This is a genomic window from Anatilimnocola floriformis (genome assembly GCF_024256385.1).
GTDB lineage: Bacteria > Planctomycetota > Planctomycetia > Pirellulales > Pirellulaceae > Anatilimnocola > Anatilimnocola floriformis.
Genome location: NZ_JAMLFW010000001.1, coordinates 1,784,091 through 1,805,780, shown reverse-complemented (window position 1 = coordinate 1,805,780; position 21,690 = coordinate 1,784,091). Strand labels below are relative to the sequence as shown.

General features: G+C 59.3%; 18 protein-coding genes. 11 read left to right on the top strand and 7 right to left on the bottom strand.

Annotated elements, in window-relative coordinates; all coding sequences use genetic code 11:
• Nucleotides 1-228 precede the first annotated feature (228 nt).
• From M9Q49_RS07290 to M9Q49_RS07280, 3 genes are all read right to left on the bottom strand, one after another.
• On the bottom strand, nucleotides 229-1,611 hold the full coding sequence (locus M9Q49_RS07290) for a DUF1552 domain-containing protein (protein WP_254508055.1): 1,383 nt from the start codon (nucleotides 1,609-1,611) through the stop codon (nucleotides 229-231).
• A gap of 42 nt (nucleotides 1,612-1,653) precedes the next feature.
• Entirely contained in the window at nucleotides 1,654-4,257 is a 2,604-nt protein-coding gene (locus tag M9Q49_RS07285) for a DUF1592 domain-containing protein (RefSeq protein WP_254508054.1), read from the bottom strand.
• A 164-nt stretch (nucleotides 4,258-4,421) separates the two neighbouring features.
• Nucleotides 4,422-4,772: a DoxX family protein gene (locus M9Q49_RS07280; RefSeq protein WP_254508053.1), complete on the bottom strand. Its 351-nt coding sequence runs from the start codon at nucleotides 4,770-4,772 to the stop codon at nucleotides 4,422-4,424.
• Between the two features lie 200 nt (nucleotides 4,773-4,972).
• On the opposite strand from M9Q49_RS07280, the gene M9Q49_RS07275 reads away from it, so the two are divergent.
• From M9Q49_RS07275 to M9Q49_RS07255, 5 genes are all read left to right on the top strand, one after another.
• The gene (locus M9Q49_RS07275) at nucleotides 4,973-6,238 is read left to right on the top strand and encodes a PQQ-binding-like beta-propeller repeat protein (protein ID WP_254508052.1); all 1,266 of its coding nucleotides are present in this window, start codon (nucleotides 4,973-4,975) and stop codon (nucleotides 6,236-6,238) included.
• A gap of 60 nt (nucleotides 6,239-6,298) precedes the next feature.
• A complete protein-coding gene (locus M9Q49_RS07270; RefSeq protein ID WP_254508051.1) occupies nucleotides 6,299-7,273 on the top strand; it encodes a sialidase family protein in 975 nt (324 codons plus the stop codon).
• A gap of 122 nt (nucleotides 7,274-7,395) precedes the next feature.
• Complete coding sequence (modA, locus tag M9Q49_RS07265) at nucleotides 7,396-8,226, top strand: molybdate ABC transporter substrate-binding protein (protein WP_254508050.1); 831 nt, start codon at nucleotides 7,396-7,398, stop codon at nucleotides 8,224-8,226.
• Between the two features lie 6 nt (nucleotides 8,227-8,232).
• Nucleotides 8,233-8,925 (top strand): molybdate ABC transporter permease subunit, encoded by a 693-nt coding sequence (gene modB, locus M9Q49_RS07260; RefSeq protein ID WP_254508049.1) that lies wholly within the window; start codon nucleotides 8,233-8,235, stop codon nucleotides 8,923-8,925.
• A 4-nt stretch (nucleotides 8,926-8,929) separates the two neighbouring features.
• Nucleotides 8,930-9,559: an ATP-binding cassette domain-containing protein gene (locus M9Q49_RS07255; RefSeq protein ID WP_254508048.1), complete on the top strand. Its 630-nt coding sequence runs from the start codon at nucleotides 8,930-8,932 to the stop codon at nucleotides 9,557-9,559.
• Between the two features lie 58 nt (nucleotides 9,560-9,617).
• Here M9Q49_RS07255 and M9Q49_RS07250 read toward each other — a convergent pair whose 3' ends face one another.
• Nucleotides 9,618-10,064 (bottom strand): hypothetical protein, encoded by a 447-nt coding sequence (locus M9Q49_RS07250; RefSeq protein WP_254508047.1) that lies wholly within the window; start codon nucleotides 10,062-10,064, stop codon nucleotides 9,618-9,620.
• A gap of 406 nt (nucleotides 10,065-10,470) precedes the next feature.
• Here M9Q49_RS07250 and M9Q49_RS07245 point away from each other — a divergent pair, with 406 nt between their 5' ends.
• From M9Q49_RS07245 to M9Q49_RS07220, 6 genes are all read left to right on the top strand, one after another.
• Nucleotides 10,471-11,709 (top strand): type IV pilus twitching motility protein PilT, encoded by a 1,239-nt coding sequence (locus M9Q49_RS07245; protein ID WP_254508046.1) that lies wholly within the window; start codon nucleotides 10,471-10,473, stop codon nucleotides 11,707-11,709.
• Nucleotides 11,706-13,199 carry a GspE/PulE family protein gene (locus tag M9Q49_RS07240; protein WP_254508045.1) on the top strand — a complete coding sequence of 498 codons (1,494 nt, stop codon included), beginning with the start codon at nucleotides 11,706-11,708 and terminating at the stop codon, nucleotides 13,197-13,199. The genes M9Q49_RS07245 and M9Q49_RS07240 overlap by 4 nt, the downstream gene beginning before the upstream one ends.
• Nucleotides 13,200-13,247: 48 nt before the next feature.
• The gene (locus tag M9Q49_RS07235; protein ID WP_254508044.1) at nucleotides 13,248-13,811 is read left to right on the top strand and encodes a hypothetical protein; all 564 of its coding nucleotides are present in this window, start codon (nucleotides 13,248-13,250) and stop codon (nucleotides 13,809-13,811) included.
• Between the two features lie 86 nt (nucleotides 13,812-13,897).
• Complete coding sequence (locus M9Q49_RS07230) at nucleotides 13,898-15,949, top strand: type II secretion system protein GspD (RefSeq protein ID WP_254508043.1); 2,052 nt, start codon at nucleotides 13,898-13,900, stop codon at nucleotides 15,947-15,949.
• Nucleotides 15,950-16,003: 54 nt separating this feature from the next.
• Nucleotides 16,004-17,548, top strand: a complete 1,545-nt coding sequence (locus M9Q49_RS07225) for a tetratricopeptide repeat protein (RefSeq protein ID WP_254508042.1) — start codon at nucleotides 16,004-16,006, stop codon at nucleotides 17,546-17,548.
• 48 nt (nucleotides 17,549-17,596) lie between these two features.
• Nucleotides 17,597-18,145: a hypothetical protein gene (locus M9Q49_RS07220; RefSeq protein WP_254508041.1), complete on the top strand. Its 549-nt coding sequence runs from the start codon at nucleotides 17,597-17,599 to the stop codon at nucleotides 18,143-18,145.
• A 15-nt stretch (nucleotides 18,146-18,160) separates the two neighbouring features.
• Here M9Q49_RS07220 and M9Q49_RS07215 read toward each other — a convergent pair whose 3' ends face one another.
• From M9Q49_RS07215 to M9Q49_RS07205, 3 genes are read right to left on the bottom strand one after another with little or no spacing between them, the layout of a single operon-like run.
• Nucleotides 18,161-19,372, bottom strand: a complete 1,212-nt coding sequence (locus tag M9Q49_RS07215) for a type II secretion system F family protein (protein ID WP_254508040.1) — start codon at nucleotides 19,370-19,372, stop codon at nucleotides 18,161-18,163.
• 21 nt (nucleotides 19,373-19,393) lie between these two features.
• Complete coding sequence (locus M9Q49_RS07210) at nucleotides 19,394-20,203, bottom strand: hypothetical protein (RefSeq protein WP_254508039.1); 810 nt, start codon at nucleotides 20,201-20,203, stop codon at nucleotides 19,394-19,396.
• 48 nt (nucleotides 20,204-20,251) lie between these two features.
• Nucleotides 20,252-21,652 carry a hypothetical protein gene (locus M9Q49_RS07205; protein ID WP_254508038.1) on the bottom strand — a complete coding sequence of 467 codons (1,401 nt, stop codon included), beginning with the start codon at nucleotides 21,650-21,652 and terminating at the stop codon, nucleotides 20,252-20,254.
• Nucleotides 21,653-21,690 lie beyond the last annotated feature (38 nt).

Genomic DNA, 21,690 nt, shown 5'->3' with positions numbered 1-21,690 from the left:
TCAAGTAGCAAGGTAGCCCGACGCGTGAGCGAGGGTTTGGGCGCGAGGACATTGGGTTCGGCAACGTGCGTAAGCACAAAAACGGAGGTGCTGTCGCACGTTGGTGGTGGCTGACTCCACTCGCCCAATCCCTCGCTCACGCGTCGGGCTACCTTTTCGTTGCTGCGCAACGAAATCAAATGCCGAGCGCAGCGAGGCGGAGGTAAGACATGTGCAGCAGGAGAACTCTTAAACCCGGTTTAGCGTTCCCGTGATGCCCGCAAACGAATCGGTTTCGACGCCGAAGCGCTGCAACAGAGTGGTGAACAGCAGGGCGAGTGCTTCTTCTTGAACCTTGGCGTCGCTTTGCCAGCCAGCGTCGGTATCGATCCCCGCCCCAGCCTGGTTGTCTTCGTTGCCCGTGCCGAACTTGAGGTAGCGGCCGTTGGTAAAGCCCAGGTTTTTCCCGCCGGCGGAAATGATCGGATAATTGCGCGAGAGGTGAAAACTACTAGACGCCGAACCGTGCATCGCGAAGGTATTGTCGAGCATGTTGCCGTGGCCGGTCGGCTCGGGAGTTTCCTTGAGTCGTTGAACGAAGACGCCGAAGGCTTCAGCCTGGTAGCGGTTGTAGGTGCCGAGATTCTTCCAGCCGTCGGGTTGTTTGACGGCGTGCGTCAGACCATGCGCACCGTTCAGGCCGACGGCCTTCGAGAGTAGGTCGTGCGGCCCTTCGCCGTTTTCGCGGCCGAGCTGGAACGTGGCGACTCGCGTTGAATCACTGAGAAAGGCGAGATAAATCAGTTCATACATCGTCTGGAAGTAGAGGCGAGCTTCTTCCGGAGTGGCTTGCAAGTTGAGCTTGCTGGTGTCGATCGTCGGAATCGGCGTGTCGATCCACTTCTGTGCTTTGGCAAGCTTCACTTCGGTGTCGCGGACCGCATCGAGATATTGCTTCAGCGTTTGCTGATCCTGCTTCGACAACGACTTCTCCAGCGACCGCGTATTCTCAATCAGCAGATCGAGCGCGCTCTTACTGCGGGCGAGGCGAGCGTGAGCATCCTTGCCGCTGGTGACAAACAGCGTGTCGAAAATCTGCTTCGGCTTGTTCATGGCCGGAATCGGGCGGCCTTCGCGATTGTACGATTGCGTCTGCGCACCACGCGGGCCACCAATCCCGCCGTTGGTCGACATCACCAGCGACGCATGCCGCGTGAACTCGCCCGCATGCTCGGCGATGACCTGATCGACCGAGATCGAATTTTTGTACGGGCCATCGCCACCGATGTTCGCGCCGGTCAGATATTGATCGGCATTGGAATGGCCATGCACCTTGCGAGCGGCGGGGTGCGACAGGCCGGAGTAAATGGTGATTTCGCTCCGTAGCGGCTCGAGCACATCGAGCACCTTCGTCAGCTCGAAATCTTTTTCGCCGCCGCGCGGGAACCAACTCCAATCCTTCCACGCCGGATCGCTCTTCAGCGGCAAGCCGACGCCGTCCGGATGATAGACACTCAGAAACCGCTTCGGGGTGGCGCTCGCAACGGGACCGGCCACGGCCAACGACTCGAGCCACGGCAACGCCAAAGCGACGCCGGCGCCACGGAGGAAGTTTCGACGATTCAAGCTCATGATTGTTCGCTCTTTGAGGTAACGTTCGTCGGGTTACTAGCTCTATTTCGAGTTAAACAAATCGCTGCTCACGACCAAATGTATCAAATCGGCCAGGCCGTCGTTCTTTTTTCGAAACTGGGCCGTCAGGCCGTCGATATCGGCATGATCGGCAAAAGTCAGCGGCCGACCAAGAGCATACGCAGCCATTTTGTGAACCATGGCCCGGGAAAATTGATCCTGCCGATCGGCCAGCAAGTGCCGTTTAAGGCCATCCACTCCAGCGAGTTCTTGTTTGTTGAACAGCGTCGACGTGGCGTCGACCGGTTTGTTCTTGATGCTTGTCCGCCAAGTGCCGAGCGCGTCGTAGTTCTCGAACGCGATGCCCCAGGGATCGATGCGCGAGTGGCAAGAAATGCAGGCGGCCTTGTTGCGATGGTCGGCGATCCGTTCCTTGAGCGTCATCTCGAGAATGCGAGGATCGGTGAGGTCGACTTTGGGTACCGCGGCAGGTGGCGGTGGCGGCGGATCGAGCAGCACGCGCTTCAGCAGCCACACGCCGCGTTTGAGAGGATGCGAATCGCTGCCGTCGGAATTCATCGTGAGCAAAGCAGCCGCGGTCAACACGCCGCCGCGATGAATATCGGCCGAACTAGCCACTTTGCGAAACTCGGTGCCGAAGACCTTCGGAATGCCGTAGTGATTTGCCAGTCGCTCGTTGACGACGACGTAATCGGAATGCAAAAAGTCCATCACGCTGCTGTTGTTGCGGAGGGCTTCGCGGAAAAACGCGATCGGCTCCTGTCGCATCGCCTCGCGGAGCGCGGCGTCCTTCACATGCGTGACGCTCTCCAGTCCATCGAGCCCCAGCCATTGTTCCACAAAATGTTGCGAGAAGCGTTCGGCCCGCGGATCGGCCAGCATGCGGTCGACTTGCGAATTCAACACAACGGGATCTTTGAGCTTCCCTTCGCGAGCGAGTTGCAGCAGTTCATCATCGGGCACGCTCGACCACAAGAAGAACGACAGCCGAGTCGCCAATTCCTGATCGCTGATCGTGGCCGGCTTCTTCTCTTCGGGTGCGGGCGACTTCTGAGTCAGATAGAGGAACTCCGGCGAGGCCAAGGCCGTGGCGAGCACTTCCAGCATCGCTGGTTCGAATGAATCGAAATCCGCGCGAAACTTGGCGAACAACTCCATGAACGGAGTGATCTCCTCCGCCGCAATAGGCCGTCGCCAGGCGCGCAGCAAAAACTTCGCGAGTACTTCTCGGCCATAAGCCTGTTCGTCGCTCTTATTCTGGCTCTCGATAAAGATGTTGAGATGGCTCTGTGGCGGCCATTGATCGAAGTGGGGCGCGCTGATTTCGATGTAATCGATGACGACCTGCAGCGGCTCTTTGCGTTGCGCATTCGATTCATTGCGAATGTGCAGGAACTCATCCCGCCGTGGAAAAGTCGTTTCGAGTTTGCGAAACGGATTGCGCTGGATTTCACTGAGCGGGATGTCGAACTCGACGAACTCCGGCTTGTCTGCGGCCGCGGTGACGGGCAGGTCGCGCTGGCTGATGATGTTCGAGAAGTTGGCGTTGTTGCTCGTGTGAGCGCTGAAGATCAGTCGTAAGCTGGCATACTCGTCGGGGTCGTTCGTGCTGCGGCCAGCCCGAATTCGCACGCGCATCATCCCTTCGTCGGGCAGGAAGCGATCGAGGTTTAGTTTCAGTTCGTTGTTGCGCGGCAGGATGATGACCACCGGCGAAGCATCCGGATTATGGCCGGCGAACTCGCCCGCTTTGGGAGCGACGCTTCCTTCGGTGAACTGGCTGCCGTCACCTGTCTCTTGATTCAGCAGGTGCGTGCGGTGCCGTTGATTGCGATAGCTATCGTCCGACTTGTTGAACCGCTTGGCCTTATCCCCTTTGGTCTTGTTGATCATTTCTGCGGGCGAAATGAGATAAGTGGTCGGCTTGGGCCGTTCGCCAATCACGGTCACGCGCTGCAGCGCTTTCAAGCCGAGATCGCGGTAGGCTTCGAGTTGCTGCGGCGACATCTGCAGCAAGTCGGAACTGTTTTTAAAACCGTCCTCCGAAGCAGTCTCGGGCGGCAAGCTGTTGGCAATCGGGTACGACAGGCCGAGTAGGTCTTGCAGGACGTAGTTGTATTCGTATTTCGTCATGCGGCGAAACGAAGAGTGCTCGGCGCGGCTGCGACGAACCAACGAGGCCTTGCTCATCTCTTCGCTAAGCCAATCGACAATCAACTTGCGATCGGCATCGGCCAGCTTGTAATCGGCTTCGTCTTCGGGGGGCATTTCGGAATTGCTGAGGACCTTGTAGATGCCTCGCCAGCGATCGACGTCGGTCCCCGTGAGCAAATCGGGATTCAGCTTGTCGACGCGCAGATTTCCCATCGTCGCATCCGGACCGTGACAAGCGACGCACTTCTGCGCGAGGATCGGCCCGATCGATTTGCGGAAGTGATCGAGATTGGCGGTGGGAATGGCCGGCGTCGACTCCGCCTTCTTCTCGGCTTCCTTTAAGAACAGCGACTTCGCTCGCCCAGCTTCACGCACCTCAGCGAAAGTCGGCGATGTGCTGTCTGCGGCCTGCGCGTGGCAAGCCATTCCGCCTGCCGATATCAACAGAATCGTGCTGATCAGAGTGCGCATAGGCTGACGGGCTTTCCGAGCGCTAAGGTACGTTGTTCGGAGGATTCCGAAGCTCACGATGTAAAGGGTGGGACGGATCCAGTGGGAGCTGAAACCGTTTAGGTGGGCCTTCATCTTAGCACCGCGCACTTCGACATGCACAACCTGCCGCGGATGGATTTTTCTTACCGCGTATGCCAGAACGCCCAAAGTATGAGAACGGCTTGCAGGGGAAGCCGAAGAAAATGGACCATGGGCGGGGCGGGAAGCAACTCTTGGTGCTGGTAAAGGTAGATGTTTGCCGGAAACACGGCGATCAAAAGGGCGATGATGCCCCAAGCCGCCGGGCGTGAGAATCGTGGGGCGATGAGCAACAAGCCCAACGCTGCTTCGGCAACTCCGCTGATGTAGACCAACTCGCGATGCCACGGAAGATACGGCGGCATGATGCTCGTGAAAAAGTCAGACTGCGCGAAGTGCATCGCACCGGCTCCCAACATCAGAGCCGCCAGAAGAAACTTGGAAATCGACTTCAATTGAATTATCCCGCTTGGTGAGGCCATCCGACTAAAGTATCGGGACACTTTAATCAACGGAAGCCCGTCAGTACTGCAGCCGCAACCCTGCGACAAATTACGGACCGTCGTTCGAGCGCGTGTCTTTTCTTGCATCCCACTCTGCCCCCCGCCATACTTGCGGCGACTTCGTGAATCGAAATCTCGCCGGGGCGACGAGTATGAAGACGCGCAGTGTACGAGCACTTCTCCCAATCCTGCTGATCGCGACTTCGGTTGCGGCGGCTGAAAACTGGCCGGGCTTTCGTGGACCGACCGGCATGGGGATCAGCCAGGAGAAAAACCTGCCCCTCACCTGGAACGCCAACGACAGCAGCAACGTGCTCTGGAAGATGCCGCTCCCCGCCACGCTGGCCGAGGGAAAGCCCGATCACAATCAATCGAGCCCCATCATCTGGGGCGATCGAGTTTTCGTGACGACCGCGTTCTGGCCCAAAGATCGCAAGGGTGAGGAACAGCCTGAGCAGCGCGTGACTTGCTTTCGGCTGAATGACGGAGAGCAGCTGTGGGACACGGCGGTGCCGCCAGGACCGTGGAAGCTCTCGGACTTGCGCGGCGGCTATTGCGCGCCGACGCCAGTAACGGACGGCGAGCGAGTGTATGTCGTGTTCGGCTCGTCGAAGCTGGCCGCGGTCGACTTCTTGGGAAAGATTGCCTGGGAACAAGACCTGCCCGATTGGCAAGCCTTTGATGTGGCAATTGCTTCGAGCCCGATTTTGCATCGCGGCCAATTGCTCGTCCTGGCTGATCGGAATCAAAAGAAATCGACCCTCACTGCCTTCGAGCCGGCAACTGGCAAGATGCTGTGGGAATCAAAACGAACAGGCGCCTTCACACACACCACGCCGGTCGTCATCGAAGCAGCTGGCAAATCGCAGCTGCTGGTGACTGCTTCGGGTGAATTGCAAGCGCTCGATCCGGCCAGCGGCGAGAAGCTGTGGTGGTGCAAAACACCCGGCGATGTCACTTCGCCGGTTTTTGCCAACGGCTTGGTTTACACCGACAGCGGTCGGGGCGGACCTGGCATTCTCGTCGCCGCCGACGGCAGCGGCGATGTCGCGGCCACACACGTGAAATGGAAGCTCGATCAAATCCCCGAGGGCCTCTCTTCGCCGGCCATCGTCGGCAACTTGCTCTTTCGCCTGCACAATCCGGGCGTGCTGAAGTGCGTCGATCTAACCACCGGCGAGGAACAATACGCCCAACGACTCAACGGCGTATCGGTGTCCTCAAGCCCCATCATCACTCCCGATGGCAAGCTCTATTTTGCCAGCGCCGGCAAAACCTTCGTCGTGCAGGCAGCTCCGAAGTACGAACTACTAGCAACGAATGACTTGGGCGATGCCGCAGCACCATCCGGCGCGGTGAGCGACGGCAAGCTAGTTCTTAAAGGCAAAAAACACCTCTGGTGCGTCTCTCAAAAATAGATCTGTATTCCGATCTGCAATCTGACATCTTCAATCTGCAATTCATTAAGGAGCCCTGCCGTGATTCGATTCCTCTCCGTGATGTTGTTGTGCATAGCCGTAAACAGCTTTGCGCAGGAGGCAAAACTGGAAAAAGGAAAATGGACCGTCATTTCCGACAGCACGCTCGCCAAGGTCGAGAAGATTGGCTATCCCGGCAAGACAGCTGGCGTGACGGTCGACCCGGCGAATGGCAACGTTTTCATGGTCGTTCCTGATAACGGCATGTGGCTGAGCACCGATCACGGCGAGACATTTGCCCGCGTCGACGACAAGAAGATCGGTGGACGAACGGAGACGGGCTACGCGCTCAACTTCGACCCCGCCGGCAAGCGACTGATGTGCTTCATGATTTATGGCTCGAGTGCGCTGACGACCGACGGCGGCAAGACATGGACTGCGTCGAAGACCAGCCATCTCGATTTTGGCGCGGTCGATTGGCATGCGACCGGCAAAGTGTTTCTCTCGTTTCGCCATGAGAACAAGGATCTGCTCACGCTCTCGACCGATGAGGGGCAAACGTGGACCGATCTGCAGCCCGGCTTTTCGCACTTGGGGGTGGTGAGCGACAAGATTCTGCTGGCCAGCAAAAAGAAAGGAATACTACGGAGCACTGACGGCGGGCAAACGTGGACGGAGGTTTCTGACATCACGCCCACCGCGCGCGTGTCGATCGTGCGCGACGGCACGATCTATTGGGCATCGGCCAAAGGGCTGCTGACGAGCAAAGACGAAGGGAAGACTTGGGAAGTGCTGGCCGGTTCACCGCCGTGCGTCTTCGGTCCTTATTTCGGCAAAACTGCCACCGAAATGATGCTCGTGAACAAGGAAGGCTTTCACGAGTCGACCGATGGCGGCAAAAACTGGAAGCCGATCGCGCCGCTGCCGGATACATTTACCGTCGGCCCGGTCGGCCCGAACTATGCCTGGGATCCGCAAGCGAACATTCTGTACGCATCGTCGATGGGCAAAGACACGCTGCGATTTGTCCGCTAACGCGCTGCAATCGGCTCGCTCGCCAAGTGGCATGATTATGACACGCTACGTTATGATGGTGCCCGATCACATGCGGGAGCCTCGCCCTCCCGGGAATGGCCCCAAGCAAGTCAGGAGCGTTCATGCCAAAATCAGTTCATCCGCTAACGCGGTTTGTCGTGCTGTTATTGTGCGGAGCGCTAGCGGCTTGCGACGGCGCAAAGCCGGTCGCAAATCCAGCTCCGGCTCCTGCGAATAACTCCGCATCGGCATCGGCTGCGGTTGCCGGCGAAGTGCTGGTCTCGGCCGCGGCCAGCACCAAGGAACTGATGGAAGCGCTAAGCACCAGCTATTCGCAGGATGCAGCCGTCACGATCAAGGTGAACGCGGGACCTTCGAGTGGCCTGGCGAATCAGATCATTGAGGGAGCTCCCGCCGATTTGTTTTTGAGTGCGAGTCGCGAATGGGCGACCAAGGTGCAAGAAGCGGGCGTTGCTGAGCGAGCCAAAGAACTCCTCACGAACAAGCTGGTGCTGATCGTGCCAAAGGGGAACCCGGCGCAAGTCAAAACGCCGCAGGATTTGCTCTCAGATCAGGTGAAGAAAATTTCCCTCGCCGGCGAAAAAGTTCCCGCCGGGAAGTACGCCGATCAGGCTCTCACCAAACTTGGACTTGTTGAAAAGCTGACCGCCGACCAGAAGATTGCCCGCGCGCAGGATGTGCGCGGAGCACTCAGCTTTGTGGAACGAGGCGAGGCCGAGGCTGGAATTGTCTACTCCACCGATGTGAAGGTGGCGCCGAACGTGGAAGTCGTTCATGAGTTCGATCCGGCGCTGCACGATGAAATTGTCTACGTCCTGGTGCTCCTCAAGCATGGTGCGAAGAATCCCGCGGCCGTTTCTTTCTTTGAATATCTGGAAGCGGATCGCGCCGAACCGATTTACTCTCAAGCCGGCTTCAGCCGTATCAAGTGACCAGTGATGAGTGCTGAAGAATGGCAAGCGACACGGCTGACGCTGCTCGTGGCGTTCACCGCGGTCACGATCAGCCTGCCACTCGCCATCGCCGTTGCCTGGCTCCTTGCGAAGGTGCGTGTCCCGGGCAAATTCATCCTCGAAACGGTGATCAACCTGCCGTTGGTCATGCCTCCGGTGATCACCGGCTATCTGCTCTTGATTCTCTTTGGCCGCCGCGGCTACCTGGGGCGTCTGCTGGAGGATACGCTCGGGCTGCGCCTGATCTTCGACTGGAAAGGGGCCGCGCTGGCTTCGGCTATCGTCGGTTTTCCGCTTCTGGTCCGGCCCATCCGCCAAGCCTTTGAAGCTCTCGACAACCGTTTGCTCCTCGCAGCGCAAACCCTCGGCGCAAAGCCCGCCGATAGTTTTTTCACGATCGCGCTTCCCCTGGCGATTCCGGGAATCTTAAGCGGCAGCGTGCTGGCCTTTGCCCGCAGCATGGGTGAGTTCGGCGCGACGATCATGATCGCCGGCAACATTCCCGGCGAGACGCGGACGATTCCGCTGTTTGTTTACACCCAGCTCGATGCACCCGACGGGTTTGCCAATGTGTATCGCTTGATCGTGGTCTCGATCGGGATCTCGGCGCTGGCGTTACTCTCGGGAGAACTACTCGAACGATTAGGTCGGCGGCGACTGCAAGGAGCCGCGGACTAAACCGATGAGCGTCTTGCAATTCAACTGCCGCTTCAGGTATCCAACCGGTTTCAAGCTGGATCAGTCGTTCGCCGTCGAGCGAGGCATCACAGCGCTCGTCGGGCCGTCAGGCGCGGGCAAGACAACCATCCTGCACCTGATCGCGGGACTCCTTCGGCCGCAAGCGGGGCAGATTGTGCTCGCTGACAAGACGCTTTTTGATTCGGCCCGCGGCGTGAACGTGCCGCCGTATCGGCGCAGCATCGGAATGGTTTTTCAGGATTACTTGCTGTTTCCACACATGACGGTGGATAAGAATCTGCGTTACGGCGCGTCGCGCGGAACGGCTGCGACAGCCAGCCTGAGCCCGCTCATTGATGCACTCGAACTGGGCGATTTGCTGCAGCGTTTTCCCGCGTCACTCAGTGGCGGCCAGCGGCAGCGAGTCGCGCTAGGCCGAGCGATCGCCAGCAATCCGTCGATTCTGCTGCTCGATGAACCAATTAGCGCGCTCGATCCCGAGTTGAAGAAGAGCGTGATCAGCTACCTGGCTCAAACCCTGAAGAAATATCCGGTCCCGACGATTCTGGTCACCCATGACCTGACGTCGGTCGAAGCCGTTTGCACCGGCGTGGTCCGTTTGCCGGGCAATTGATTTCCGTCGAGTGCCAGTTTGCACTCGACGCATTTCCACAATCGGCGAAGCGCTGCATTTAGCGCAGCAGCGGCGCCGACGCTGTCAGTTGGCTGTCGCGAATCACCACCTTGTAGTACTTGTGGTTGTCGTACCGCGGTGTCCACAGGCTGGCTTTGACGGCGCCACGAATGGTGACCGCCGCGGGCAAACTGATGTTGCCCAACGCATCGCGCTGATCGGCTGGAAACTCGCAATCGATTTGCAGCCGAACAAAATTGTCGGTCATGCTGTCGGGCGCGAATTGCAATACGTAACCACTCTCCGTGCGTACGATCTTCTTCGCGATACCGCGAATCTCGATCGCCCGCGCGGCCAACTGACTATCCACCGCGGCTTCATTGTTCGTAACGGTCGACAGCAGGGCGCTGTCGGTCGTCAGAATCAGTTCCGGTGTCTGGCCCAGCGCCACGCTTGCCATCGCGGCCAAGACAACCAACCCTGCACTCAGAATTCGCTTGCTCATGATGCATTCTCCTGGAGTAATCGGTTCTGCCAACAATCGTGGTTGTAGGGCTGCTAGCAGAGGGGAGTCAAGCAGCGGAGGTCAGCGGCAGAGTGGTAAAACCGCAGGTTTGCCAGGTGGGCTGAGGACAAGGTGCAAGCCGGAAAATGCCAGCAATACAGCTAAAAAAGCGTGCTGACGGTTGCTAGCGACGAAAGTTTGTCGTTACAATTTATGTAATCGTCAAAGTCTGCCGAAAATAGAATTACTAGCCCAGCAAGTCAGTCTTGCGCTTCGCTCCTGCTCTTCAGGAGTGAAGCTGCCGCCAGCCAGCTAGCTAGCGCTCCTTGAGCGCGGCAGCGAAATACTTGGTTTCGTTTCGCTACCGCCGCTTCAGGTGGAAGTTACGAACTTGGCTGGACTGGCAATGAATTCTGCAATCGACCCCACATCGAACATCGCTACACAGCAATCTGTCGCTGCGATCACGCAAGCGCTCGATGGCATGCTGGCAATGTGCGTGCAATCGGGCGCGTCGGATTTGCATCTCTCTTCGGGCCGACCTCCTTACGTGCGCTTGCACGGCCAACTCGCGCCGATTCCAGGTTCCACTCCTCTTTCGCTTGACGCCCTGAAGTTGCTGTCGATCCGTTTGATCGGCCCGCATTTTGAACAAGCGCTAACAGCGACCGGTTCGGCCGATGGTGCTTTTACATTCACCGATTCGACCCGTTTTCGCTTTAACGTTTACCGCCGCGAAGGCGAACTGAGCATCGCACTGCGGCGACTCGAAGACCGGCTGCACACGCTCGCCGAACTCGGTCTGTCGGATTTGTTGTACGAGGTTTGCGATCAAAGCCACGGTCTGGTGGTCGTCGCGGGACCAACGGGCAGCGGTAAGAGCACCACGCTGGCGACGCTGGTCGACCGCGTGAATCGCACACGGCCTTGCCACATCATCACGATCGAAGACCCGATCGAATACCTTCATCCGCCCGCCAAGAGCCTAGTCGACCAGCGGCAAGTGGGAATCGATGCGAGCAGTTTCAACGATGCTCTGGTAGCCGCCCTGCGACAAGATCCCGATGTGATCCTCGTCGGCGAAATTCGCGAACTCAACACGATTCGCACGGCGATCACGGCTTCGGAAACGGGCCACTTGGTGCTGACCACCGTTCACGCCGGCGATTGCATCGGCGCGGTCGAGCGTCTGGTCTCGGTCTTTCCTGCCGACGAGCAAACCGGCGTTCGCAAGCAGTTGGCGCTGGTGCTGCGATGGATCATCGCCCAGCAGTTGCTGGTCGCCGATGGAGCGCGGGTTTTGAAGGATGCCGAAGTGACTGGCATTCTTTCCCGCCGCCGCGTGGTCGCCAGTGAAGTGATGAAGAACACCAGCGCGGTTGCCAACCTGATTGCCAACGGCAAGAGCAGTCAAATCATTTCGGCCATCGAAGCCGGCACCTCGGTCGGCATGCAAACCATCGAACACGATCTGGCCCGTTTGTGGATGCAGGGCTTCATCAGCGAGACGACCGCCCAAACCTTGGCCCGCAATTCGAATGTGCTGCGAGAACGAGCTTTGCTCTATCGGCAGCGGGGCTTTCAAGCGACCGATGGCTCGCCGTCACCGGCGGGCGGTCGGCCCTCGACGGGAGCCAACCGATGAGTACAGAACCAGTCGAACCATTGCTGGACATGGATCAGGTCAAAGTCGACCCAGCCTGGGCCCTGCGCGTGCCTGCCTCGCTGGCGGTGCGGCGGCAACTGCTGCCATTTGCACTCGTGCAAGGACAGGTTTGCGTTGCTTGTTCCAATCAGCGCGATGCCTCGGCCATTCAAGCCTTGCAGCGGCAACTGCAGCAACCACTGAAGCTCTACAACGCCGAGCCGGCATCGCTCAAGCGGGCCCTCGATCGCATTTATGGTAACGCGGAAGCAGCGGCACGTATGGGCGCCGCCGCTGCCGGCAAACCGCGTACGGGAGACGTCGAATCGGAAGACGCGGTCTCGCTCTGCGATGAATTGCTCAGCGCCGCGCTGGTTCGCCAGGCGAGCGATGTGCATCTCAATCCCAAAGCCGACAAGCTGCAAGTTCGCTTTCGCGTCGACGGCGTGCTCGAGGACTATCGCCCGCTGCCCATCGCCTTGCACGCCAGCATGGTCAGCCGTTTCAAGGTTCTCTCGGGAATGGATATTTCCGAACGTCGCTCGCCGCAAGACGGTCGCTTTACACACACGTTCGGCGGTCAAAATCAAAAAGTGGACGTTCGCGTCGCAACCTTGCCGACGCGGCACGGCGAACGGATGACGCTGCGGCTACTAGCGGTGCAAACCGAATCTCTGACGCTCGAAAAACTCGGCATGAGCGATGCCGACCTGAAGAATTTTTCGCACGCCATTGATCGGCCGCACGGCTTGATCTTGATCACCGGGCCAACCGGCAGCGGCAAGACGACTTCGCTGTACGCGGCGATTCGCAAGCTGATCGCGGGCGCGACTTACAACGTGATCACCATCGAAGATCCCATCGAATACGAAATCTCCGACGTGCAGCAAGTCGAAGTGGACTCGGCCGATAAGGTGAGCTTCGCGAAGGCTCTGCGCAGCGTGTTGCGACACGATCCCGACGTGGTGATGATCGGCGAAATTCGAGATCACGAAACGGCCGACATTGCGATCAAGTCGTCCCTCACGGGCCACTTGGTAATGAGCACCTTGCACACCAACTCGGCGGTGAGCGCAGTGACCCGTCTGGTGGATATGGAAATCGATCGCTTCCTGATTGCTGCCACGTTGCGTTTGGCAGTGGCTCAGCGTCTCGTCCGCCGACTTTGCCAACACTGTCATCGTTCACGACCGCTCACGCACGCCGAGGCAGAAACATTGTCACGTCCAGCGGCGGGCACAGCGGTGTTCGATCCTGTCGGCTGCATGTACTGCGCAAATCGCGGTTATGTCGGCCGGCTGGGTGTGTTTGAAATGCTTCCCGTGGATGAACGCATCGCCGGGATGATTTCGAGCGGCGCCGAAGAGACTGCCCTCATCGCTCAATTGCGACTGCAGCAACAACCACAACTCGTGGACGATGGTTTGATGAAAATGCAAAGCGGACTGACATCCGCAGCCGAGGTGCTCGCCTCCGTAGCCTCGTGGTGAGTCACCAAAAACAATTACGTAAGCAAGTCACTTCCCCCGGTGATGAAAATGAAATACCAGCTGACTGGATTGGTTCTATTCGGCATGGCCGTTGTGGCGGTGTGGACCGTACGCGCGCAAGATGGCTTGATTCCCGTGCCGCCGCGGTCGGATCCCAGCGCGCAAAAGCAAGAGCCGGCAAACTTGCCGGCCCCAGCTCCAATGCGGCCGATCGCAATGCAGCCGACGACGCCTAGTCGTCCGCTCACTCGGACCGTGGCCATGCAACCTGGCCCGCCTTCACCCGAGGGCCCGCCGCAACGGCAATTGCCGGCTCCATCGGGGCCCGGTCGGGATCCCACTCGCGTCAATCCCGAACTGCAGCCGCTGCTCGATCCACCTACGCGCGTTGAAGGGGCCAACAACGAAGAGCTGTTGCTCGAAGTGCGCGGCCGCATCGTCACTGCCAGCGGAAGGGCTTACGGCGTGTTGCGGATCAATGACATGCAGACGCTCGTGAAAGAGGGAAAGAAGATCCGTCACAACGGGACCACCATCATCGTCAAAGCATTCAATGCGGATGAGGTCGTCGTGGTCGTTGATGAAACAGGACACGAGTACCACCTGCGGTAATCGCCTCTGCGTTCAACAACCCTGAGCCTGACGACAATCGCAACGCCACAGACAATTCGGGCAGGATGCCCGTGGGAAATAAGATCATGGACGATCGAACAACAGCCAAGATAGTGCGCTGCTTGGTGTGCACGCTGGCCCTCGCACTTGGGAACGTGAGCCGCTCGCAAGAGCCAATTGGCCCGGGAGCCCGAGTGCCGGAGGAACGCCTCGCGATCATGGAACTCCGGCAGCTGCCGCTGCGCGACGCGCTGCTGCTCTTCTCGGAGCAAACCGGCATCAATGTGGTGGCGTCTTCGGCCGCAGCGGAAATTCCCATTTCCATCTACGTACGTAACGTCACGCCGCGGCAAGCCCTCGAGGCGATGACCAAGACGCACGGCTTGTTCTTTCGCGAGGATGTTGCGTCGGGAATCATCTCGATCTTCACCACGGAAGAGTTCGAGTTCAACCTGCGCAACTTCCGCGAAGAGAAGACCAAGGTTTTCACGCTGCTGTATCCCAATGCTTACGATGCCGCGCAAGCAATTAGCGACATCTACGGCAGCCAGGTAGTTCTCAGCACTGGTTCGAATCAACAGCAGGAATTTCAAGAACTATCGCAGCGATTTAACCGCTTCGATCTGGTCGACCGGCGCGCCATGGGCATCGGCCTGTTTGGTGGCGGCAATACCAGTGGTGGCGGCGGTGGTTTTGGTGGGGGTGGCTTTGGAGGAGGAGGTGGTGGTTTTGGTGGCGGCGGTGGTGGTGGCTTTGGAGGAGGAGGCGGTATCGGTGGTTCTGGCGGCGCTGGAGGCAACTTCGGCGGCGGTTTTGCTGGCCAGACGCGTACCGACCTGCTGCAAAATGCCCAAGCCGGTCGCAATATCGCCACCCAAGATGCCGCTTCTTCGCGGCCGGAAGATCGCGTCGATCTCAGCCGTTTGACGCCCGATCAGATCCAGGCCCTCGTCAGCTCATCCAATAATCAGCGCGATCAGTCGGTAGTGAACGAATTGATGCGGCAGCAACGAGCGTCGATCTTCATCACCGTGATTCGCCGGCAAAACCAGATCATTGTGCGGACGAGCGACGAAGAAACGATGAATCAAATCGCCGATCTGGTTCAACGACTCGACGTGCCCACGCCGCTCGTGTTGCTGGAAGTGAAGATTATGTCGCTCGATCTCAGCGACGGCTTCAACTCAGTGTTCGATTACCAATTCGGCGGCGCTGCGGCCACCGGCCAATTCACCACGGGCGATATTCTGCCGCCCGGCCCCGGAAGTCCTAGCCCTTTGACCAATGACCCTGCGTCAACCGCAGCAGGTTTTCCGGCTCCCGATTTTCAACGCCTGCCGGTCACTCCGGGCAACATGCTGTTTCAGGTGGTCAGCGACAATTTCCGCTATCGCATGCAGTTGCTGGAAACCAAGAACCGTGTAACCGAATTGGCTACACCTCTCTTGCTGACAGCCAATAACGAAGTCAGCCGCCTGTTTGTCGGTCGGGAAGTGCCGCTCAATCGCAGCTTCTCGGGACCGCAGGCGATCAACAACGGCATCGGTGGTGCTGCCCTGGGTGCGGGCACCACGGCCATCGAATTTCGTCCCGTTGGAACAACGCTGCTGGTAACACCAAATATCAATGCCGACCGAACCGTCACGCTGCGGATCCTGCAGGAGCAATCGAATATTGTCTCGAATGGCTCGACGGTGCTCGTTCCGACCAACACGGGCTTCGTGCCGCAGACGATCGACACCGTTGCAGCTCGAACCGTGAGCGGCACGGTCGTCGCCAAGGACGGTTTGACGGTTGCCCTCGGCGGCTTGATCGAAGAACACGTGAGCGATCAGCGTGACGAAGTTCCAATTGCCGGCAAGTTGCCGGTGATCGGTTTCTTCTTTCGAAATCAAGACACTCGCCGCAGCAAGACCGAACTCGTCGTGATGATTCGCCCTTACGTCTTCAACACGCCGTCGGAGACCGCTGCGGTCAGCCATCACCTGGTCGATTTACTCAGCATCAATCCCAACGCTCCCGACGCGGTCGGCACACTGGGATCGTTCGCACCGCATGAAGCGGTACGGCCGAACCCGCCGACGAATCCGCTGCAGACGATTTTCCGGTTTCACAATGTGGAACCCAAGAACTACTAATCACTCGTTGTTAATCCCCCCTCGCGATCAAAGTCGAATTCAAGGAGCGCACGGATGCGCACGATTCACTTCCTAGCCCTGCTCGTCCCGGCAATCGCATTGCACGCCGGTTGCTCGCATTACTTCCCACAAAAGACCACGTCCGATCCGCTGAAGAAACCGCACGTGGTCGAAAAGCCGCTGCCGACGGCGACAAAGGTGCTCGTCGATGGCCCCGCGCTCGCGCTCGGTCAGCCCGAGCAAGATATCGCCGCCAAGCGGCAATTCGTCGATCGCTTCCAAGCACTCATCAAGGAAAACCGCTTCGGTGCCGCACGGTTGTACGTGCAGCGGCATCCAGACCTGGCTCTCGATGCGCTGCGCGATGCCGCAGCGGAATCGGCCGATCTGAAGAGCCAAGGCTCGCTCGCACAGGCGTATGACGAATGCTGCTCGGCGACGAATTCGGCGTACAGCTGGCAAGTCTGCATGCAAACGCTGGCTGCTCGGCCCGATGCTTTGAAAAACTATCGCGAAACACGGATGCGGGTGATGCTATGCCTGCGTAACGGTCAATTTGCCGAAGCAATGCAGATCGACCTGGTGCGAGCCACGCAGCCGCTCGGGCAGGTCCATTTGATGATCGAAGCCTATCAACTCGCTGGTGTAAGTTGCATGCTGGCCGATCAACCCGCCGGAGCTGCCGCCGCCTTTCAACAAGCGGCCGCGCAAGCTCGCGACTCCGCACCGCATCAGTCGGCGCATGTCATGTTGCTCCTCAGCGAAGCTCAGCGCCGGTCGGGCGACAATAGCGGAGCCGTGCAAACCTGGACTGCCGCCACGACGCTCATCAGCAATCTGCTGACGCTTCCCAAACCGCTGATCGATCCCACGCTCTGGGATCGCGCCGTGTATCTGCAGCCAGTGGGCGTCGATTTTCCGCCGCAAGTGCTGCAGAATTTCACGCAGTTGTATCGCGGGCCGAGTGTGCCGCTCGATCTGCAACCGGCGATGAACATCGTGCAGGCGCAGCTCGATGGCAGCGACAAGCCGTCGGTGCCGGCCATCATCGCGGCATGCCTGGGTACATGGCGGTTGAATCGTCATGAAGCGCAGCAAGGTCTGCTGCTGCTCAAGCGAGCCGAAGCGCTCGGCACGGTCGAAGCCGCCACCGGTTGGACTCGCCTCACGCAGGCCAAGGCTTTGACCGCGCTCGGTCAAACCTCGACTTCGACAGCGCTGCTGATTCAACTCGCCGGGGCCAAGGACAACTCGCCGGTCTCGCTCGCTGCGGCCGCCGAGCTCGGTTCGCTTAAATTGCACGAAGGCATGACCCAGCAAGGCCTGTCACTCCTGCGCCGCGGCTTGACCGCGCAACCCGAAGTGCAGTGGCCCAACCGGGCCGCTGCTGAAGCCGATTTGGGACTCGCCTATCTGATGCTCGGCGATGAAAAGAACGGCATGAACTGGCTGGAACGAGCCCAAGGACACTTCCGCGCTCAGCAAGACGTGGAAGCACTGGCCCAGACCTATTGGAATCAATCGAAGTACTTTGAACACGCCAAGAACAAAGAGCGGATGGCATCCTGCGAGCAAGAGCTACGCACCTTGCAGTTCTAAGGTTTCGCAGCCCGATTTCGTTGCCAACTGCCACAGGGAGTTTTGCCCATGCCTCGCTTGCCCCTTTCGTTTCTCGCTGCGTGCGTCTTGACCGCCTCGGGCCTGTTCGCGACGACGTGTGTCGCTCAGCAACTCGACTATTATGCGGGGCTGCGGCCGGCCTCGGCCCAAGCCGAAGTGCCGCCCGAGCCGCCAGCCGATCCCTTGCTGCCAGCTCCGCCGCTCCCTCGGCCTGTCGCGCCTGAACCAGCGCTCGGTCCCGCGCCAATCTTATCGCCAGGGCCAGTGGAATATGCCGACGGTCTGGGCGGAGAACCGGTTGAAGGCCAACAGCGCGTAGGACTATATCGAGCAACTCGCCACGCGCTCTTTCGCCTGTACGCCGGCCCGGCCGAGATGCAGGACAAGGTCTATTATCCGCGCGGTTACTACGGCAACTATTATTTCCGCGGCTGGAAGCCGGACTATATCTATCCGCTCCCGCCGCCACCGGCCCGCGATTACAAGGGCTGGTATCGTGGTCCGCATGGCCAGGAGAACGAGTTTGAAGGGGCGATTCCGGTCGAAGCGAAGAACCCGCGCTCGATCCGAAAATAGCCAAGCGCGAAGTGGTTAGCGGGCCGCGGCAAACATAGCCATGAAGAACGCGATGTACACAAATCCCACGATACCGCCGACGATCAACAACATCGCCGGTTCGACGAGCGCTGCCAATGTGCTGATCGCTCGTCGCAGATCATCTTCGTAATAGCGGGCCGCTTCATCCATCACGTCGTCCAAGCGGCCTGAAGATTCGCCGATGGCGATCATCTTGCAAATCATGGGCGTGAAGCCGCCGCGGCCGCGCAAAGCGTCGGCGAGGGTGCGTCCTTGCACCACTTCGGTGCGTGCTTCACTGATCACGCGAGCCAGATGCTTATTGGCCAGCAACTGCTCGACCGAATGCAAGGAATCGAGCACCGTCACACCGCTGCGGAGCAGTGTTCCCAGGTTCCGCGCCAGCGCCGCCGTGCCCGCCACGGTAAACACTCGCCCAATCGCCGGCACGTAAAGGAGGACTCGATCGGTGAACTCGCGACTGGTCGGCCACAACCGTGCGGCAACGGTGACGATGGTTAAAACCGTCACGCCGCCTACGCCATACCAGATGTGATTGTTGATAAAGGTGGTGATATCGACGAGCAGTTGCGTGATCGCGGGCAACTGCTTGCCCATCGACGTAAGAAACGTCTGCAACTTGGGAATGACGTTGAAAACCATGAACGCCGACACGCCGCAAGCCGCGATGAACACCAGCAACGGATAAGCCATCGCGGTGAGAATCTGCGAACGCAGTCGCCGCCACGCTTCGATCGATTCTGCCGAGCGGGTCAAGACGACATCGAGTTCGCCGGTCTGCTCACCCACGCGCGTCAGTTGCACCACCGCGGCAGGAAAGCAGGCATGCTTCGTCATGGCATTGCCGAGCGACTCGCCGTTCAGAATTTCATCGGCGACTTTCGTCCAGGTGAGACGCATCGACGCGCGATTCGAGTTCTCCGTCAACAGCCGAAGCGATTCGAGCAGGGTGAGACCGCTGCGCAGCATCACCGCGAGTTGCCGCAAACTCAGTTCGATGTCGCCCAGGCGAACGGGAAACAACTGCCAGACTTTTTCCAACGAAAAGCCGGCGCCCACCGTGGCCTCTTGCTCGATTTGCATGTCGAGCACAATCCATTGCCGTTGCCGCAGCATATCGACCGCAGCATCGTACGACGGCAGTTCGAGCACGCCGGTTTGGGTGCGTCCTCCGCGGTCGTGAGCTGCAAAAACGAAACGTGGCATGCGACTGAAAAAACCGGATAACTAAGGTGCGTTGGCGGCGAGATTGTTGGGATCGAATTTTTCGGGGGCATCGACGGCGGGGCGCAGGTTGCAAAGCACTTGCCACTGCAGATGCACCCTATCTTTGCCGGTCACATGCCGTTCGAAACTGACCGTGACGATCATCGATTCGCCGCACTCCTGCGAGATCTTGGCGAGGGCGGCTTGCATATCGTTGTAGCTGCCCCACACCTCAAGCTCACGCAGCTCGACAGGCGGAGCAACGACTGGCGCGACAGGGGCAGCCGCAATCGTTCCGCCGGCCCGCAACTCCGGCGGAATGCCGTCAGGAAACATCTGCGGATTGATGACTACCGGCTCTGGTGGTTTGGTGGCACGGGCGGTTTCGGCAATCGTGGTCAGAAATCTCGACTGAGCCCGGCGAAAGGTCTCGGTCAAATCGACCTGCTGGCTCTCACGCGGTTTGTCGACGGTCACTACCAAGCCGTGCTCCTCGAATCGGTCGCGCACATCTTGCAAGAGCGAGATCTTCCCGATGCGGTTTTCCTCCTTGCCGCTCAAAAACTCGGCCTTCTCGCGGCTGGTGTTGATTGCTTTGCGCAGGTCGGCGATTTGCTTCTGCAATTGTAGCTTCTCTTGTTGCTTTTGCTCAAGCAATGCGTCGCTCACCTGGCCAGCGCGGGCCACCTGCAGCTTGGTTTGCGCTTCCTTCAGCTGCGCGTGGTAAGGTGGCCAGATCAACGCCCAAACACCATAGGTCACGCCCACCAAGAGGCCGGGCAGAATTAGCGACCAATCACTGGAGCCGGTTTTGCGAGTTGGATCAGACATGAGGAACCTTTCCGCGCGAGCTTGCTCGCGAGTGTCCGCCACAGGCGGTTAGGGAGCATTTCTCGCGGGCGCTTCGGAAATGATAAATGTGAATTCGTGCGGACCGCCGTCCGATTGGGCTTTCAGCGCTTGTTTGTCGGGCAGAGATACCGCCAAACCGTAGGGGGCGAATTTGCGGGCGATCGCTTCGGCCAATTGATCGGCTTGCTGTCCGGCGACACAACGCCCGCGAACGCGAATGTTTCGACCATCCGACTCAATCTTGTGGACGAGCACTTGTTCCGAACACGCCTCGGCCAGCGTCTTCAGCAACTCAGGAATCCGCTTCTTTTGATCAGCCGTCGCTGCCTTGAAGAGCGCCACCTCTTCGACCAGCTTGGCCTGCGACGCTTGCAACTTCGCCTGGTCCGCTCGCAATTCGTTGACCTCTTTCACGGTCTCTTGCATGCGAGTTTGACGCTCGGTCAGGAGGTCCGTTTCGGTTTGCGCTTTGCTGACGGTCTGGCGATTCGATTGGCTTGCAAATTGATAATGTGAAACACAGATCGCCAGCAGGGCAGCGGCGAGCCCAGCGGTGGCGAAGGTTTTCGAGCGCGCCGACATCGGCGGCTTGGGCAACGTGACAATGGGGACGACATCTTTGACGGTCAGTTGCCCTGCCCACGCCCCCGCCCAAGCCTGCAGTTGCGCTGCGTCGTCGAGCGAGACGACCGTGGCGCGTGGTCCTTGGGCGATTGTCGGCAGTTGGCCGAAGCCCGCGGTCAAAACTTCTAGTGACGGTTCTGAGGCGGCATCGCCGCGCGAGTGCGCGGCCAATTGCACGCCAAACCAAGTTCCAGCGTCCCGTTCCCAATCGAGCTCGTTGAGTGAAAATACTCGCCGCGATGCGGCGCGACCAATCGTGCCGGCCAAGCACACGACCGCGTCGGGCCACAGCTCGATGCGCTGCCATTGCCGCTGACCCTGCGTCGGTTGCAGGATCGGCTGCGGAGCACCAGCGGGATGCAGCAAGCCAGCGAGCTTGCCGCCGCGCGATTCGATCAGACTCGAGAGTTGCTCGAGCAGCGTTCGATCGATTTCAGTGACCCAGAACGAGGGATCGCGACCCGTGGTGGGGAGCGACACCACGCCGGCAGCACCCTGCGGCGGCGCAATGCCCGAGAGCGGCTCTACCTCAAAGCACACAAACTGAGCCAGGCGGCCCGCCGGAATCCGCCGCGCCACATCGGCGGCAATGGTGATCGGCTGGCTCCAGACATCGGTCACGAGCAGCCAAATCTTGCCCAACCGCGAGGGAGCCAGCGACAGCGCAGCTTCCACCGCCATGACGACGTCGGCATTCGGTTCGCGCTGTTGGGACGCGAACGAGCGAACCGCTCTGCCCCGCGTCGTGGCGATTGCCACGTGCGAGCCAGTTACGATCACCAGGTTTTCGCTCGATCCAAACATGAAAAATCAGCTTTCCTGCAACGCGAGTTCGCGCCGCA

Excerpts from the sequence above, each read along its gene's own strand:
- M9Q49_RS07285 (WP_254508054.1), bottom strand. The coding sequence starts at position 4,257 with ATGCGCACTCTGATCAGCACGATTCTGTTGATATCGGCAGGCGGAATG.
- modB (WP_254508049.1), top strand. The coding sequence starts at position 8,233 with ATGAGTGCTGAAGAATGGCAAGCGACACGGCTGACGCTGCTCGTGGCG.
- M9Q49_RS07250 (WP_254508047.1), bottom strand. The coding sequence starts at position 10,064 with ATGAGCAAGCGAATTCTGAGTGCAGGGTTGGTTGTCTTGGCCGCGATG.
- M9Q49_RS07275 (WP_254508052.1), top strand. The coding sequence starts at position 4,973 with ATGAAGACGCGCAGTGTACGAGCACTTCTCCCAATCCTGCTGATCGCG.
- M9Q49_RS07230 (WP_254508043.1), top strand. The coding sequence starts at position 13,898 with ATGGACGATCGAACAACAGCCAAGATAGTGCGCTGCTTGGTGTGCACG.
- M9Q49_RS07215 (WP_254508040.1), bottom strand. The coding sequence starts at position 19,372 with ATGCCACGTTTCGTTTTTGCAGCTCACGACCGCGGAGGACGCACCCAA.
- M9Q49_RS07205 (WP_254508038.1), bottom strand. The coding sequence starts at position 21,652 with ATGTTTGGATCGAGCGAAAACCTGGTGATCGTAACTGGCTCGCACGTG.
- M9Q49_RS07240 (WP_254508045.1), top strand. The coding sequence starts at position 11,706 with ATGAGTACAGAACCAGTCGAACCATTGCTGGACATGGATCAGGTCAAA.
- M9Q49_RS07255 (WP_254508048.1), top strand. The coding sequence starts at position 8,930 with ATGAGCGTCTTGCAATTCAACTGCCGCTTCAGGTATCCAACCGGTTTC.
- M9Q49_RS07245 (WP_254508046.1), top strand. The coding sequence starts at position 10,471 with ATGAATTCTGCAATCGACCCCACATCGAACATCGCTACACAGCAATCT.
- M9Q49_RS07290 (WP_254508055.1), bottom strand. The coding sequence starts at position 1,611 with ATGAGCTTGAATCGTCGAAACTTCCTCCGTGGCGCCGGCGTCGCTTTG.
- M9Q49_RS07220 (WP_254508041.1), top strand. The coding sequence starts at position 17,597 with ATGCCTCGCTTGCCCCTTTCGTTTCTCGCTGCGTGCGTCTTGACCGCC.
- M9Q49_RS07235 (WP_254508044.1), top strand. The coding sequence starts at position 13,248 with ATGAAATACCAGCTGACTGGATTGGTTCTATTCGGCATGGCCGTTGTG.
- M9Q49_RS07225 (WP_254508042.1), top strand. The coding sequence starts at position 16,004 with ATGCGCACGATTCACTTCCTAGCCCTGCTCGTCCCGGCAATCGCATTG.
- M9Q49_RS07210 (WP_254508039.1), bottom strand. The coding sequence starts at position 20,203 with ATGTCTGATCCAACTCGCAAAACCGGCTCCAGTGATTGGTCGCTAATT.
- modA (WP_254508050.1), top strand. The coding sequence starts at position 7,396 with ATGCCAAAATCAGTTCATCCGCTAACGCGGTTTGTCGTGCTGTTATTG.